The 15,038-nt window shown below is 76.0% G+C and carries 13 protein-coding genes and 1 pseudogene; 11 read left to right on the forward strand and 3 right to left on the reverse strand.

Features of this window, described 5'->3' with window-relative positions:
• Positions 1-190: 190 nt before the first annotated feature.
• The 7 genes and pseudogenes from nadD to holA all read left to right on the forward strand — a co-directional run bounded on the left by nadD (position 191) and on the right by holA (position 7,311).
• On the forward strand, positions 191-910 hold the full coding sequence (nadD, locus tag E4P43_RS14485; RefSeq protein WP_280791006.1) for a nicotinate-nucleotide adenylyltransferase: 720 nt from the start codon (positions 191-193) through the stop codon (positions 908-910).
• Positions 907-1,308, forward strand: coding sequence for a ribosome silencing factor (rsfS, locus tag E4P43_RS14490; protein ID WP_135146169.1), 402 nt, complete (start codon positions 907-909; stop codon positions 1,306-1,308). The genes nadD and rsfS overlap by 4 nt, the downstream gene beginning before the upstream one ends.
• Positions 1,305-2,051, forward strand: coding sequence for a histidine phosphatase family protein (locus E4P43_RS14495; protein ID WP_135146170.1), 747 nt, complete (start codon positions 1,305-1,307; stop codon positions 2,049-2,051). Before rsfS ends, E4P43_RS14495 begins: the two co-directional genes overlap by 4 nt.
• Before the next feature lie 68 nt (positions 2,052-2,119).
• Positions 2,120-2,989, forward strand: coding sequence for a DegV family protein (locus E4P43_RS14500; protein ID WP_135146171.1), 870 nt, complete (start codon positions 2,120-2,122; stop codon positions 2,987-2,989).
• 140 nt (positions 2,990-3,129) lie between these two features.
• Positions 3,130-3,951, forward strand: coding sequence for a ComEA family DNA-binding protein (locus E4P43_RS14505; RefSeq protein WP_135146172.1), 822 nt, complete (start codon positions 3,130-3,132; stop codon positions 3,949-3,951).
• Between the two features lie 668 nt (positions 3,952-4,619).
• A pseudogene (locus E4P43_RS20945) lies at positions 4,620-6,047 on the forward strand (ComEC/Rec2 family competence protein); the annotation flags it as partial.
• 340 nt (positions 6,048-6,387) lie between these two features.
• Entirely contained in the window at positions 6,388-7,311 is a 924-nt protein-coding gene (gene holA / locus E4P43_RS14515; protein ID WP_348522232.1) for a DNA polymerase III subunit delta, read from the forward strand.
• Positions 7,312-7,399: 88 nt separating this feature from the next.
• Here the strand turns inward: holA and rpsT are convergent, their stop codons facing one another.
• Complete coding sequence (gene rpsT, locus E4P43_RS14520) at positions 7,400-7,660, reverse strand: 30S ribosomal protein S20 (protein ID WP_135146175.1); 261 nt, start codon at positions 7,658-7,660, stop codon at positions 7,400-7,402.
• Between the two features lie 132 nt (positions 7,661-7,792).
• Positions 7,793-9,325, reverse strand: a complete 1,533-nt coding sequence (locus tag E4P43_RS14525; protein WP_135146176.1) for a hypothetical protein — start codon at positions 9,323-9,325, stop codon at positions 7,793-7,795.
• A 236-nt stretch (positions 9,326-9,561) separates the two neighbouring features.
• Here E4P43_RS14525 and lepA point away from each other — a divergent pair, with 236 nt between their 5' ends.
• The 4 genes from lepA to E4P43_RS14545 all read left to right on the forward strand — a co-directional run bounded on the left by lepA (position 9,562) and on the right by E4P43_RS14545 (position 14,542).
• A complete protein-coding gene (gene lepA, locus E4P43_RS14530) occupies positions 9,562-11,391 on the forward strand; it encodes a translation elongation factor 4 (RefSeq protein WP_135146177.1) in 1,830 nt (609 codons plus the stop codon).
• A complete protein-coding gene (locus E4P43_RS14535) occupies positions 11,388-12,044 on the forward strand; it encodes an MOSC domain-containing protein (protein WP_135146178.1) in 657 nt (218 codons plus the stop codon). Before lepA ends, E4P43_RS14535 begins: the two co-directional genes overlap by 4 nt.
• A gap of 67 nt (positions 12,045-12,111) precedes the next feature.
• Positions 12,112-12,816 carry an LppX_LprAFG lipoprotein gene (locus E4P43_RS14540; protein WP_135146179.1) on the forward strand — a complete coding sequence of 235 codons (705 nt, stop codon included), beginning with the start codon at positions 12,112-12,114 and terminating at the stop codon, positions 12,814-12,816.
• Positions 12,785-14,542 (forward strand): MFS transporter, encoded by a 1,758-nt coding sequence (locus E4P43_RS14545; RefSeq protein WP_135146180.1) that lies wholly within the window; start codon positions 12,785-12,787, stop codon positions 14,540-14,542. Before E4P43_RS14540 ends, E4P43_RS14545 begins: the two co-directional genes overlap by 32 nt.
• Here the strand turns inward: E4P43_RS14545 and E4P43_RS14550 are convergent.
• Positions 14,502-15,038, reverse strand: a complete 537-nt coding sequence (locus E4P43_RS14550) for a Clp protease N-terminal domain-containing protein (RefSeq protein WP_135146181.1) — start codon at positions 15,036-15,038, stop codon at positions 14,502-14,504. The genes E4P43_RS14545 and E4P43_RS14550 overlap by 41 nt on opposite strands.

Below are 15,038 nucleotides of genomic sequence, written 5' to 3' on the forward strand. Positions count from 1 at the left end.
AGTCGGCACCGGCCGACCGCAACGTCGCGGTCGACCGCGACCGGCTGCACGGGGGAGCCGGTCGCAGCGGGTCCGTCCGTCCCGGTCCGAGGGCCGGGACGAACGGGCCGGCGGGGTCGGGGCCGGTCCTCGGGGGCCGGCCCCGGCGCCCCCCGGATACCCTCGTCCGGTGGCGGGTCGACGAGTCGGTGTGATGGGTGGGACGTTCGATCCCATCCACCACGGTCACCTGGTGGCCGCCAGCGAGGTCGCCGGGCTGTTCGGGCTCGACGAGGTGGTCTTCGTGCCGACCGGCGAGCCGTGGCAGAAGAGCGACCGGTCGGTCAGCCCCGCCGAGGACCGGTACCTGATGACCGTCATCGCGACGGCGTCCAACCCGCGCTTCTCGGTGAGCCGGGTGGACATCGACCGAGGCGGCCCGACGTACACCTTCGACACGCTCACCGACCTGCACGCGCAGCGTCCCGACGACGAGCTGTTCTTCATCACCGGCGCCGACGCGCTGGCCCAGATCATGACCTGGCGCGACGGTGCCCGGTGCTTCGAGCTGGCGCACTTCATCGGCGTGACCCGCCCCGGGTACACGCTGGCGGGCTCGCACCTCCCCGAGGGGGGCGTGAGCCTGGTCGAGATCCCGGCGCTGGCCATCAGCTCCAGCGACTGCCGCGCGCGGGTCGACCGGGGGATGCCGGTCTGGTACCTCGTCCCCGACGGCGTCGTCCAGTACATCGAGAAGCGCGGCCTGTACCGCCGGCCGGTCGGCCGGACGGCGCAGGCGAGCGCCGACGGGCGGCTCGCGAACGACCGCCCCACGTACGACCGCCCACCGCCGAACGCGTCCGGGAACACCTCCACCGGCGCGGGCGCTGACCCATCACCTACTCCACACCTCCAGGAGGTACCCCGATGACCGCCTCGGCCGAGGCCCGGGAGACCGCGCTCGTCGCCGCCCAGGCGGCTGCGGACAAGCTGGCCACCGACGTCACCATCGTCGACGTCAGCGAGCGGCTCGCCATCACCGATGCGTTCGTCCTCGCATCGGCTCCCAACGAGCGGCAGGTGCAGGCCATCGTCGACGAGGTGGAGGAGCGGCTCCGGGAGCACGGGGTGAAGCCGGTGCGCCGCGAGGGCGTCGCCGAGGCCCGCTGGGTGCTCCTCGACTTCGTCGACGTCGTCGTGCACGTCCAGCACGCCGAGGAGCGGGCCTACTACGCCCTCGAGCGGCTCTGGAAGGACTGCCCGGCCATCCCGTTCGTGGACGCCGCGCAGCCGGCGGAGACCGCGACCCCGGAGACGGCCGGCCAGTGACCGCTGCGGCCCTGCCCGAGCTGCCGGTGGCCCGTCTGGTCGTCTGGCGGCACGGCCGGACCGAGTGGAACGCGGCCGGTCGCTTCCAGGGCCAGCTGGACCCGCCCCTGGACGACGTCGGCCGCGCGCAGGCGCAGCACGCCGCGCCGCACCTGCTCGCCGGCCTCGGCGGGCAGGACGCGGTCGTGGTCTCCAGCGACCTCGTCCGTGCAGCCGAGACGGCGCAGGCGCTCACCGCGCTCATGGGTGTGGAGCTGCGGCTGGACGAGCGCCTCCGCGAGCACGGGATGGGCGCCTGGGAGGGCCTGACCCGCGACGAGATCGCCGACCGGTTCCCCGACCAGTACGCCGACTGGCTGGCCGGCCGCCCGGTGGTCGGCCGCGGCGGCGAGGAGACGGCGGCGGTGGCCCAGCGGGTGCTGGCCGCCCTGCAGGACCTCCCGCCGGTCGAGGTCGCGGTCGTGGTGACCCACGGGGGCACGAGCGGCCGGCTGATCGAGCGGCTGCTGGGGCTCGGCCCCGACCACCGCCGCGTGTTCGGCCCGCTGGGCAACTGCGCGTGGAGCGAGCTGGCCCGGCAGAGCGGCCGCTGGCGGCTGCTCCGGCACAACCACTCGGCGGGCCCGCTGCCCGAGGGTGCGGGCACCCGCCGCGCGAGCCAGGACACGGGGACCGCGGTCCTGCCCGGCACCGGCCGCCAGCCGGGGCCGGACCCCGCGCAGGACGCCGACGCCGTCGGCTGATCGGCGGCTCCTCCCACTGGGCGGCACCGGAGGCCGCCGACCGGGCGGGTGCCGGTTAGCCTCGCCGCGTGCCTGTCGCCGTGCTCACCGACTCGGCGGCCTATCTGCCCCGTGACCTCGTCGAGGCCTACGGCATCCACGTCGTCCCGCTGTACGTGGTCCTCTCCGGCCGGTCCGGCCGCGAGGGCGAGGACATCAGCTCCGACGACGTGGCGAAGGCGCTCTCGACGCGGGGGCAGCGGGTCTCCACGTCGCGGCCGACCCCGGGCGACTTCGTGGCGGCCTACCGTGCCGCGCTGGACGCCGGCGCCGACCGCCTGGTCTCCATCCACCTCTCCTCGGAGCTGTCCGGGACCTGGGACGCCGCGCGGGTCGCCGCCTCCCAGGTGGGGGAGCACATCGTCTCGGTCGTCGACTCCCGCTCCACGGCCATGGCCACCGGCTTCGCCGTGCTCGAGGCCGCCCGGGCCGCGGCCGACGGCGCGGACCGCGACACGGTCGACCGGATCGCCCGCGAGGCGGTCGACCGCACGCGGACCTTCTTCGTGGTCGACACCCTCGAGCACCTGCGCCGGGGCGGACGGATCGGCTCGGCTGCCGCGATCCTCGGGTCCGCGCTGGCCGTGAAGCCGGTGCTGCACGTCGTCGACGGGCACGTCGTCCCCCTGGAGAAGGTGCGCACCTCCGCGCGGGCGCTGGCCCGGCTCGTGCAGCACGCCGTGGACTACGCCGGGGACCGGGACGTGTCGCTCGCGGTGCACCACCTCGCGGCCGCGGAGCGGGCGGAGCGGCTGGTCGCCGAGCTGCGCGCGCGGGTGCCGAACGTCCGCGAGCTGCACGTGAGCGAGCTCGGCGCGGCGATCGGGGCGCACGTGGGCCCCGGTGCGGTCGGCGTGGTCGTCTCGCTGCCCGCCGGGGACGCGCCCGCGGCGGGCTGAGGCTCTGGGGCTGTCGGGCACGCGCACAGGGTGGCCCGACGCCGGCGGGGAGGGCCTCCGGTCGTCCACACCCCGGGGGTGCGTCCACAGCCGGCTTCGGACGGGCCGGCGGGTGACCCGGTCCTCCTAGCGTCGCCGGGGTGCGCCTCCCTCTCCGCAGGACCGACGACGCGGACCTGATCCGGGCCCGGCTCCGGGCGCTGCTGGCGCAGGAGCCGGGGCCGCCGGGCGGGTGGGTGCCCGAGGAGGACGACGGCGAGGCGCGCACGGTGCCGGTCGAGGTGCCGGCCGAGGCCCTGGGCGGGATGCCGGCGGGGATCGGCCGGCACCGTGCGCCGGGGACGGCGGCGCGCGTCGACACCGGCCGGCCGGGTGCCCGCGCCCTGCTGCTCGCGGCCGTCCTGGCGGTGGCGCTGCTCCTGGGCTGGACCTGGCTGGACCGGCCCGCCGTGGAGCCGGCCGGCCCCGCGGACCGGCCGTCGGCCGCGCCCGTTCCCCCGTCCACCCCGGTCGGGGAGATGGCCGAGAGCTCGGCCACGGTGGTGGTCTCGGTGGTGGGGCAGGTCGCGCGGCCCGGCCTGGTCACCCTGCCGACCGGTGCGCGGGTGGCCGACGCGCTCGCCGCGGCCGGAGGTCCGCTGCCGGGTGCGGACGCCGCGTCGGTGAACCTGGCCGCACCGGTGGCCGACGGCGAGCAGATCGCCGTGGGGCTGCCCGGCGGTGCCGGCCCGGCGGCAGCACAGCAGGGGCCCGCGCCGCCGAGGGCTGGCGGCCTGCTGGACCTGAACACCGCCGGGGCCGCCGAGCTCGACGGCCTGCCCGGCATCGGCCCGGTGCTGGCCCAGCGGATCGTGGACCACCGCACGCGCAACGGCCCCTTCGGCAGCGTGGAGGAGCTCGACGACGTCCCGGGGATCGGCCCGTCGACCGCTGCGGAGATCGCCGGGCTGGTGACCGTGTGAGGCCCGTCGGCCCCGACGAGCTGCCCGACCGGCGGTGGAGCTGGCTGGACCTGCGGCTGTGGCCGGTCGCCGCCACGGTCTGGGCGGTCGCGCTGGCCGGACCGCACCTCACCGCGCAGACGCTGACGTCGGTGGCCGCCGGCGCGGCCGTGCTCGCCCTCGTCGTCGGGCGCCGCCGCGGGCCCGGCGTACCGGTGGCCGTGGCGGTGCTCGCCGGCGTGCTGGCCGCGGCGGGGACCGGGGCGGTCCGCGCCGCGGAACGCGAGGCCGCCCCGCTCTCCGGCGTCGCCGCGGAGAGGGGGACGGCGGAGGTCCGGGTGGCCGTCACCGGTGCCCCGCGCCTGGTCCGGGGGGCGGGGGAGCCGAGGGTCGTCCTCGACGCCGACGTCGTCTCCGCCCAGCACGGCCCAGGAGCGCCGGTCCTGGTGTTCGCGCCGGCCGAGGGCTGGGCGGACCTGCTGCCGGGCCAGGAGGTCCGGGCCCGCTTCGGCACCGGGCCCCCGGAAACCGGCGCGGGGGTGGTCGCGGTGCTGTCGGCGCGCGGCCCGCCCGACGAGGTGGGGGCGCCCGGGCCGGAGCAGCGGGTGGCGGCCTCGGTCCGGGCCGCGCTGTCCGCTGCGTCGGCGCGCGTCCTCGACGACCGGTCCGGAGGGCTGCTGCCCGGCCTGGTGGTCGGTGACACGGGCGCCATGGACCCTGTCCTGGACGAGGAGTTCCGGCGCGCCGGGCTGTCCCACCTCACCGCCGTCTCCGGCGCGAACGTGGCGATCGTCGTCGCCGGCGCCCTCTGGCCGCTGCGGCGACGGGCGGTGGACCGGCGGGCCCAGGCGGCCGTCGGCCTCCTCGCGCTGGCCGCCTTCGTCGTGCTGGCAGGCCCGAGCGCCAGCGTGCTGCGCGCGGCCGCGATGGGTGCGGTGACCCTGCTGGCCCTCGCCTCGGGCCGGGCGCGGGCCGCGCTGCCGGCGCTCGCCGGGGCGGCCACGGTCCTGCTGCTGGTCGACCCCGGGCTGGCCCGCGACCCGGGCTTCGCGCTGTCGGTCGCGGCGACCGCCGCCATCGTGCTGCTGGCGCCGGGGTGGTCGCGCAGGCTCCGACGCCGCGGCTGGCCGGTCTGGCCCGCCGACGCCGTGGCGGTGAGCGCCGCCGCCGGGCTGGTGACGGCGCCCCTCGTCGCGGGGCTCTCCGGGACCGTCAGCCTGGTGTCGCTGCCGGCCAACCTGCTGGCGGCGCCGGCGGTCGCGCCGGCCACCGTCCTCGGTCTGCTGGCCGCTGTCGCGGCGGTGGCCGTCCCCGCGCTGGGCGACGTCCTGGTGTGGCTCGCCGGGTGGCCCGTGCGGTGGGTCGTGCTGGTCGCCGAGCGGGCCTCGGCGCTGCCCGACGCGGTGGCGGGCTGGCCCCGCGGCGTCCTCGGAGCGGTCGTGCTGGCGCTGGTCCTGGGCGCGCTGGGCTGGGCGCTGTGGCGGTTCTCCCGCCTCCGACCGCTCGCCCTGGCGGCCCTGGTCGGGCTGGTCCTGGTCGGCTGGCCCCTGCGCCAGCCGCTGGTCGGCTGGCCACCGCAGGAGGCCGTCCTCGTCGCCTGCGACGTGGGCCAGGGCGACGGCCTGGTCCTGCCCCTGGGCGACGGCGCCGGTGTGCTGGTCGACGCCGGCCCGGAGGTCGGTCCGGTGGACGCCTGCCTGGACCGGCTCGGCATCGACGAGCTGCCGCTGGTCCTGCTCTCGCACCTCGACGCCGACCACGTCGGGGGACTGGCCGGCGCCTTCTCCGGCCGCGACGTCGGGGTGGTCGCCACCGGCACCCTGTCCCCGGCGGACGACCGCGCGGGACCGGTCGCGGAGCTGGTGCGGCGGGCCGGCGGCACGCCCGAGGTCCTCGTGCCCGGTGACCGGCGCACGGTCGGGGGAGCGGTGCTGGAGGTCCTCGCGCCGGCCCCGCGCCGGGCCACGGCGGCCGCCGAGCCCAACGACCTCTCGCTGGTGGTGCGGGTGACCGCCGGCGGGCTGCGCGTCCTGCTCACCGGCGACCTCGGCGCCGAGGCGCAGGCACGGCTGGCCCGGGAGGTGCCCGACCTGACCGCCGACGTCCTCAAGGTTCCGCACCACGGCAGCGGCGACGCCGACCCGGGGTTCCTGGCCGCGACCGGTGCGTCGGTCGCCGTGGTGTCGGTGAGCGCCGACAACACCTACGGACACCCGGCCCCGCGGCTGCTCGGCTGGCTCGAGGAGGCGGGGATGCGGGTGCACCGCACCGACCGCGAGGGCGACCTCGCCGTCGTGGGGGAGGCCGGCGACTGGGGCGTCGCCGTGCGGGGCCCGGTGGTCGGCCGAGAAGGTCGGCGCCGCGTGACACCATGCAGGTGTGCCTGCCTCACCGGTCGAGCCCACCTCTCGGCTGCGCGTCGTGATCGGCGAGGAGGAGCTGCTCCGGGCCCGCGCCGTGAGCGCCGTCCGCACCGCCGTCCTCGCGCGCCACCCGGACGCCGAGGTGCACGAGCTGGCCGCCGTGGGGCTGCCGGTCGGGCAGCTGGCCGACGTCCTGGCACCCTCGCTGTTCGGCGGGCACCGGATGGTCGTCGTCACCGGTGTGCAGGAGGCCGCGGGCGCGCTGGTGGACTCGCTGACCTCCTACACGAAGGACCCGGACCCCGAGCTCACGCTGGTGGTCGTCCACGCCGGGGGGAAGCGCAACGAGGCCCTGGTGAAGGCGTTCCGGTCGGCCGGCGCCGCGGTCGACGAGTGCCCCAAGGTCAGCTCCGTCGGCGACCGGATCGCCTTCGTGCGCAATGAGGTCCGCACCTTCGGGGGCCGGATCACCCCCGACGCCGTCACCGCGCTCGTCGACGCCATCGGTGCCGACCTGCGCGGGCTGTCCGCGGCGGCCAGCCAGCTGGTGAGCGACTTCGGCGGCAACATCGACGCCGACGACGTCGCCCGGTTCCACCGCGGGCAGGCCGAGGTCACCGGCTTCACCGTCGCCGAGCGGGTGCTCACCGGGGACCGCGCGGGCTCCATCGAGATGCTCCGCTGGGCGCTGGAGCGGGGGGTGGCCCACGTGCTGATCGCCGACGCCATCGCCGACGGCGTGCGCACGGCGGCCCGGGTGGCCTCACTGAGCTCCAGCAACCCCGGCGACCTGGCCCGCACGCTGAAGATGCCGCCGTGGAAGGTCAAGAAGGCGCAGGCGCAGGCGCGCGGCTGGAGCATCGAGGGGCTGCAGCTGGCGCTCGGGGTGGCCGCGGACCTCAACGCCGACGTGAAGGGTGCCGCCGCCAGCGCGGACTACGCGCTCGAGCGGGCGATCCGGCGGATCGTCACGATCCGCACCGAGACCGGACGGGGCCGCGCCCGCGCCGGCCGCTGACCGCGGCGCGGCGGGGCGGGGAAAGCGACGAGCCCCCGTCCCGGGAGGGACAGGGGCTCGTTCGGTCCGCGCGGGGCGCGGGGCCGGATCAGAGACCGGCGGTGAGCTTCGCCAGACCCGACTTGCGGTTGGCGGCCTGGTTCTTGTGGATGACGCCCTTGCTGGCGGCCTTGTCGAGCGCCTTGTTGGCGTTCGTCAGGGCAGCGGTCGCGGCAGCGGCGTCACCGGACTCGGCGGCGGTGCGGACGCGCCGCACGGCCGTCTTCAGGGCGGACTTGACGGCAACGTTGCGCTGGCGCGCCTTCTCGTTGGTCTTGATCCGCTTCATCTGGGACTTGATGTTCGCCACGCGTGAGCCTCGAAAAGTCTGGAGGGGATGCTTCTGACAGTGCGTCCGGGCGCAGCGAACAACCGCGCGACAGGACCGGTCTGCCAAGATACCAGCGCCCCCGGTCGGTTCCCAACCCGGCCGGTACCGGCGTCAGTCACACCGCCCCGCGGGCTGCCAGGAGCTGCTCAGCACGAACCGGCCGGGCCGGTCCGCCCTCAGCGTCGTCCAGCCGTCCCGGCCCCCGGGTCCGACGCAGCCCTGCGGGCCCTCGACCGACGACCACTGCGACCAGCGGAGCGCGACCTCCACCTCGCCGGCCGCCGGCACGTCGACCACGACCCGGGAGCGGTCGCTCGACACGAGCGTCGCCTCGCCCCGCAGCATCCCGCCGCCGGCGACCTCGAACAGCCGCCACGACCGGTCCGACCACACCTCCGTCAGGCCGGGGACGCCCTGGCGCAGCAGGCGTGCCTCGCCGCCGGAGGGCCAGTCCAGCGGTGCGCGGGGGAGGACCACGTGGGAGACGCCGGCGTCGCGGAGCCAGGCCAGGTAGGTGCCGGCGTCGAGCGAGCCGTCGTAGAAGAGGCCCGCGTGCACGGTGTCGAGCTGCCGCAGCCAGCCGCGCGCCAGGGGGACGCCCTGCGCCACCGACATGCTCTCCTCGTGGCTGTTCAGCGGCACCACCTCGATGCGGCCGACCGGGCCGCGGTCCCGCAGCTCGGCCAGCAGCGTCTCGGCCTGCGGCGCCGGCGGGACCGCGTCGCGCGGCATGAGGTCCTTCACGACGAGGGGCGGCAGCAGCCACACCACGCCGGCCGCGGCGAGGAAGGCGACCGCCGGCCGCGCGCGCGGTGAGGCGACCAGCACCGGGACGGCGAAGAGCAGGACCAGGCGGGTGGACGTCGACCCGACGGGGCTGCTGACCAGCCACGTCGCCAGCAGGAGCAGCGCGGTGAGCACCGCGCCCAGGCGCAGCACCCGGTGGCCCGCGGGCAGCAGCGAAGCGGTCAGCACCGCCGCCCCTACCGCGGCCAGCATCTGGTGGGCGCTCGTCGGCTGCGGGCCGCTCACCGCCCCGAGCAGCTTGGCGACCACCACCGACAGCAGTGCCCCGCCGGCGACCAGCCACGGCTCCACCGGGCCCGGGCGCCAGGAGGAGACGCGCACCGACGGCTGGCGGCCGCACCACCACGCCGCGGCGGCCAGCACCAAGAAGGCCGCAGCCACCGGGCTCGTCGCCCCGGCGAGCGCGGCCAGGACCGCCCCGGCGACGCGTGCCGAGGGGCGCGGACGCCCGCTCACCACCACGAGCGCGAGGCACCCCAGCGCGGCACCCAGGCCGAAGGTGGTGCGGCCGCTCCACTCGTTCGCGGCCCACATGGCCGCCCCGCAGACCCCGGCGACGGTCCACCGCACCCGGGTGGGGTCGAGCCGGCCGAGCAGGGCGGTGGTGGCGGCGGTGCCCAGCACCGTGCCTAGGACCCCGACGACCGGCAGGCCCAGGAGCGCCCCCGCCCACGGGCTCAGCAGGCTGTAGGAGGCGACGGTCACCCCGCCGTACCAGCCCAGGTCGACCGGGGCCCGGCTGGACGACGCCCACGACGCCCACCACTCCTGCGCGACCAGGTCGCCGCCCACCACCGGCGCCGCCTCGACCAGGAGCGCCATCACCAGCGCCGCCACCGCCGAGACCGCGACGGGGTGGCGCAGCAGGGCCCGCGCGGGCCGTTCCCGGGAGGGTGCCGACGGGGTGGCTGGGGGGACCGCCGAGGGGGCCGCCGTCCCGGGCGTCGGGGTCGCAGTCCGGAGCACGCGCTCCCTCTGCCCGGACCGGCGCATCCGGAACCGCGGGCCCGGGCCGGTCACTCGGCCGGGTCGCGCCCGCCTGCGCGCCGAAGCCGTGGGACGATGGCGGCACTGTGACGACTCCCGCTGCCACCGATCCGGCCCTCATCCGGAACTTCTGCATCATCGCCCACATCGACCACGGCAAGTCGACGCTGGCCGACCGGATGCTCGAGGTCACCGGAATCATCGAGGCACGGCAGATGCGCGCCCAGTACCTCGACCGCATGGACATCGAGCGCGAGCGCGGCATCACCATCAAGGCCCAGAACGTGCGGCTGCCGTGGACGGTCGGGGACACCGAGTACGTCCTCGACATGATCGACACCCCGGGCCACGTCGACTTCACCTACGAGGTGTCCCGCTCGCTGGCCGCCTGCGAGGGCGCCGTCCTGCTGGTCGACGCCGCGCAGGGCATCGAGGCGCAGACCCTGGCCAACCTGTACCTGGCCATGGAGAACGACCTCACGATCATCCCGGTCCTCAACAAGATCGACCTCCCGGCCGCGCAGCCGGAGAAGTACGCCGCGGAGATCGCGCACATCATCGGCTGCGACCCCGACGACGTCCTCCGCGTCAGCGGCAAGACCGGTGAGGGCGTGCCCGCGCTGCTCGACGCGATCGTCGCGCAGATCCCCGCGCCGGAGGGCGAGGCCGAGGCCCCCGCCCGCGCGATGATCTTCGACTCCGTCTACGACATCTACCGCGGCGTCATCACCTACGTCCGCGTCGTCGACGGGCGGATCTCCGCCCGCGAGCGGATCAAGATGATGTCGACCGGCGCCACGCACGAGCTGCTCGAGATCGGCGTCATCTCGCCCGAGCCCAAGCCGGTGCAGTCCCTGGGCGTCGGCGAGGTCGGCTACTTCATCACTGGGGTGAAGGACGTCCGCCAGTCCCGCGTCGGCGACACCGTGACGCTGCAGCACAAGCCGGCCGCCGAGGCGATCGGCGGCTACAGCGACCCGAAGCCGATGGTCTACTCCGGCCTCTACCCGATCGACGGCAGCGACTACCCGCTGCTGCGCGAGGCCCTGGACAAGCTGCTGCTCAACGACGCGGCGCTCACCTACGAGCCGGAGACGTCGGCGGCGCTGGGCTTCGGCTTCCGCGTCGGCTTCCTGGGCCTGCTGCACCTGGAGATCGTGCGCGAGCGGCTGGAGCGCGAGGCCGGCATCAGCCTCATCTCCACCGCGCCGAACGTCGTCTACCGGGTGGTCATGGAGGACCGTTCCGAGATCACGGTGACCAATCCCAGCGACTGGCCCGAGGGCAAGATCGACCGGGTCTACGAGCCGATCGTCAAGGCCACGATCATCGCCCCCAGCGACTACACCGGCGCGATCATGGAGCTCTGCCAGAGCCGTCGCGGCCAGCTGGGCGGCATGGACTACCTGAGCGAGTCCCGCGTGGAGCTGCGCTACACGCTGCCGCTCGGCGAGATCATCTTCGACTTCTTCGACGCGCTGAAGTCGCGCACCCGCGGCTACGCCTCGCTGGACTACCAGGAGTCCGGCGAGCAGGAGTCCGCGCTGGTGAAGGTGGACATCCTGCTGCAGGGCGAGGCCGTCGACGCGTTCAGCGCGATCGTGCACAAGGACAAGGCCTACAGCTACGGCGTGATGATGGCCGGCAAGCTGCGCGAGCTGATCCCGCGGCAGCAGTTCGAGGTGCCCATCCAGGCCGCCGTCGGCTCCCGGGTCATCGCCCGCGAGACCGTCCGCGCGATCCGCAAGGACGTCCTGGCCAAGTGCTACGGCGGTGACATCACCCGCAAGCGGAAGCTGCTGGAGAAGCAGAAGGAGGGCAAGAAGCGGATGAAGATGGTCGGCCGCGTCGAGGTCCCCCAGGAGGCCTTCGTGGCCGCGCTCTCCACCAACGAGTCGACCGCCTCCAAGAAGTGACCGGCCGGGTCGAAGCGGTCTGCGTCTCCGGCACGGACCTCCCCGCGGTGGCCGGCCGCAAGCCCGTCCGCACCGGCATCGACAAGCGGCTGGTCGAGGGGCGGGTCGCCGTCGGCGAGCACGGCCTGGACGGCGACGTCCAGGTCAACCGGAAGTACCACGGCGGCGACGGCCAGCAGGTCTACGCCTACGCCCAGGAGGACGCCGACTGGTGGGCCGCGGAGCTCGGCCGCGAGCTGCCGCCCGGCCGGTTCGGCGAGAACCTGCGGACGACGGGCGTGGACCTGACGCACGCCGTCCTCGGCGAGCGCTGGCGGGTCGGGACGGCGCTGCTGGAGGTCACCGCCCCGCGGATCCCGTGCGCCAACTTCGCCCGCTTCTGGGACGTGCCGCAGCTGGTGAAGCGGTTCACCGCCCACGGCGCTCCCGGCGCCTACCTGCGCGTGCTGGAGACCGGCGAGCTCGGTGCCGGCGACCTGGTCGAGCTGGTCCACCGGCCCGACCACGGCGTGACGGTCGACCTCGTCTTCCGGGCGTGGACGACGCAGAAGTACCGGGCCGCCGAGCTGGCGCCCGCGCTGGACGTGCTCCCCGAGCGCAACCGGGCCAAGGCCGCCGAGCGGATCGCCGCGCGCACCGTTCCTGCGGGCTGAGGTCCGGTCGCGCTACTGTCCGCCGCGGTACGCCGCGGGCCCGTCCCCGGCTGACGGGGAGGTCTCCATGTCGCTGCGCCGCCGGGCTGTCCCGCTGCTCGCCCTCGCGCTGCTCGCCGGGCCGGCGCTGGCCGGCTGCGGCAGCGACGAGCCCGAGGAGTCGGCCACCGAGCTGCTCTCCCGGGCCAAGGAGCACCTCGACGGCGCCGAGAGCGCGCACTTCGTCCTCACCAGCGAGGGGGCGCCGAGCACCGGGACGGCGCTGGTCGGCGGCGAGGGCGACATCGCCCGCCCCGCGTCGTTCGAGGGGACGCTCAAGGTGGTGGCCCTCGGCTCGACGGTCGACCTGGACGTGGTCTCCGTCGACGGCACCGTCTACGCGCAGCTGCCCTTCGCCCCCACCTTCAGCGTCATCGACCCGGCCCAGTTCGGCATCGGCGACCCGGGCGCGCTGATCGACCCCGGGACCGGCATCTCCCAGCTGTTCACCGAGGCGCGGTCCGCGGAGCTGGGGGAGGAGCGCCGGGTCGGCGGGGAGGTGGTCCGCGAGGTCACCGCGGTGCTGCCGGGCGACCTCGTGGAGCAGCTGCTCACCAGCCAGGACCCGTCGCAGGAGGTGCAGGCCACCTTCTCCATCGCCACCGGGAGCGGTGAGCTGCGCCGGGCGGCGCTGACCGGCCCGTTCTTCGCCGCCGACGAGGACGGCACCTACACGCTCGAGCTCAGCGACTTCGGGGCCGATGTCGAGATCACCGCACCGACCACCGGCTGACACGCCGGTCGCGGGAGGCGCCCGCGTCCCGGGCCTGCCGGCGGTCGTCCTCGCCACCCTCGCGGTCCTGGTCACCGCGGCCGACACCTACGTCGTCGTCCTGGCGCTGCCCGACATCCTCACCGGCGTCGGCGTCGGCCTGGACGACCTGCAGCGGGCGACCCCCATCGTCGGCGGCTTCCTGCTCGGCTACACCGCGACCCTGCCGCTGCTGGGGCGGCTGGCCGACCTGCGCGGCCGCACCCCGGTGCTGGTCGGCTGCCTGCTGCTGTTCGCCCTCGGCTCGCTGCTGACCGCCTCCGCGGACTCCCTCGGGCCCGCCGTGGCCGGCCGGGCGCTGCAGGGGATCGGTGCGGGCGGGCTGGTGCCGGCGACCCTGGCGCTCGTGGCCGACCGGTGGCCACCGGAGCGGCGATCGGTCCCGCTCGGCGTGGTCGGCGCCGTGCAGGAGGCCGGGGCCGTGCTCGGGCCGCTCGCGGGCGCCGCCGTCCTCGCCGTCGCGGACTGGCGGGCGATCTTCTGGCTGAACCTGCTCCTGGGCCTCGGGCTGGCGGCGGGGGTGGCGGTGGCCGGCCGGCTGCGGCGCCCGGACGTCGTGGGGTTGCTGCTCGCCGGCCTCGCGTTCCTCGCGCTCGGCCTGCAGCTGGCGGCGCCGCCTTCGCTGGTCGAGGACGTCGAGCTGGGCCTGCTCTACGTGCCGTTGGCCGGGGCGTCCGCGTGGAGCACGCCGCTGGCGCTGGCCGCGCTGGTGGCCGCCGTCGGGCTGGCCGCGCGCAGCCTGCTGCACCCGGCCGGGGCGGTGCTGCCGCTGCGGGGTCTGGCCGCGCTGGCCCGTGAGGTCGACGTCCTCGGGTCGGCGCTCGCCGTCGTGGCGCTGGGCGCCCTGGTGTGGGCGTTCGCGGCCGCCGATCCCGAGCGGCAGGTGGTCGCGCACGGCTGGGTGCTGCTGCCGCTGTCCGCGGTGGCCGCGCTGCTGTTCGTCCTGCACGAGCGCCGGGCGGCTGCCCCGGTCCTGCCGCTGGACGCGCTGCGCCCGGTGGGTGCATGGGGGGCGCTGGTGGTGAACCTCCTCGTGGGGGTCGCCCTGGTGGCGGCACTGGTCGACGTCCCGCTCTTCGCCCGTGCCACGACGACGCCCGGCGACCAGCTGGGTGCCGCGCTGGTGCTGCTGCGGCTGCTGGTCGCCGTCCCGGCCGGCGCCGTCGCCGGCGGCTGGCTGTGCCGGGTGGTCGCCCCGCGGCTGGTCGCGGCGGGCGGCATGGCGCTGGCCGCCGTCGCCTTCCTCGCGATGACGCGGTGGGACGAGTCGGCCCTGGACGGCGCCGGCTCATGGGTGGTCCTGCTGGCTGCCGGCCTGGGCTTCGGGCTGGCGATCGCCCCGGTGAACGCCGTGCTGCTCGCCGTCACCCGACCCGAGGTGCACGGCAGCGCCGGAGCCCTCGCCGTGGTCGCCCGCACCATCGGCATGCTGGTCGGGCTCTCGCTGCTCACGGCCGTCGCGCTGCGCCGCTTCACCGCCGAGGTGGCGGCCATCGGCACCCCGTTCGAGCTCTGCCCGTCGACGCCCGCGGACTGCGCCGCCTACGACGCCGCGACCGGGGCGGCGCTGCTGACCCAGCTGCACACGGTCTTCGCCGGTGCGGGCATCGCGGCAGCGCTGGCCGGCGTCGCCGCGCTGGTGCTGCTCAGGAGTTCAGGACCAGCCCGAGGTCCTGCCGCAGGTTGACCGGGTCGACGCCGCGGTCGTGCAGCACCTTCATCGCCAGCCCCTCGCCCTCGCGGAGGAGGCCGAGCGCGATGTGGCCGTCGGTGATGCTCCGCGACCTCATCGCGATCGCCTCGCGCAACGACAGCTCCAGGACCTTCTTCGCCCGCGGGGTGAGGGGGAGGTGCCCGTTGCGCGCCGCCTTCTGCTTCGGGTCGTCGAGCGCGCCCGGCCCGAAGGCGGCCTCCACGGTGCTGCGGACGGCGTCCAGGTCGATGCCCACGCTGGTCAGGGCGTCGGCGTCCAGGTCGGCGCTGCCGGTGAACCGGACGACGTCAGCCGCGACCTCCTCGGGCGTGAGGCCGTGACGGATGAGCACCGCGGCTGACGGCGTCTGCTGCCGGAGCAGCGCGAGGAGCAGGTGCTCGGTGCCGATCGTGGGGGAGTGCAGGACCCGCGCCTCGTGCTGAGCACCGACGACGACCTCGCGGGCCTCGCGGGTGAAGCGTTCGAACAT

The sequence above is a fragment of the Blastococcus sp. TF02A-35 genome (assembly GCF_004571075.1).
Taxonomy (GTDB): Bacteria; Actinomycetota; Actinomycetes; order Mycobacteriales; family Geodermatophilaceae; genus Blastococcus.

What these genes read in the sequence shown, in the direction of transcription:
- rsfS (WP_135146169.1), top strand. Translation starts at nt 907, where the DNA reads ATGACCGCCTCGGCCGAGGCCCGGGAGACCGCGCTCGTCGCCGCCCAG.
- E4P43_RS14540 (WP_135146179.1), top strand. Translation starts at nt 12,112, where the DNA reads ATGTCGCTGCGCCGCCGGGCTGTCCCGCTGCTCGCCCTCGCGCTGCTC.
- E4P43_RS14545 (WP_135146180.1), top strand. Translation starts at nt 12,785, where the DNA reads ATGTCGAGATCACCGCACCGACCACCGGCTGACACGCCGGTCGCGGGA.
- E4P43_RS14550 (WP_135146181.1), bottom strand. Translation starts at nt 15,038, where the DNA reads ATGTTCGAACGCTTCACCCGCGAGGCCCGCGAGGTCGTCGTCGGTGCT.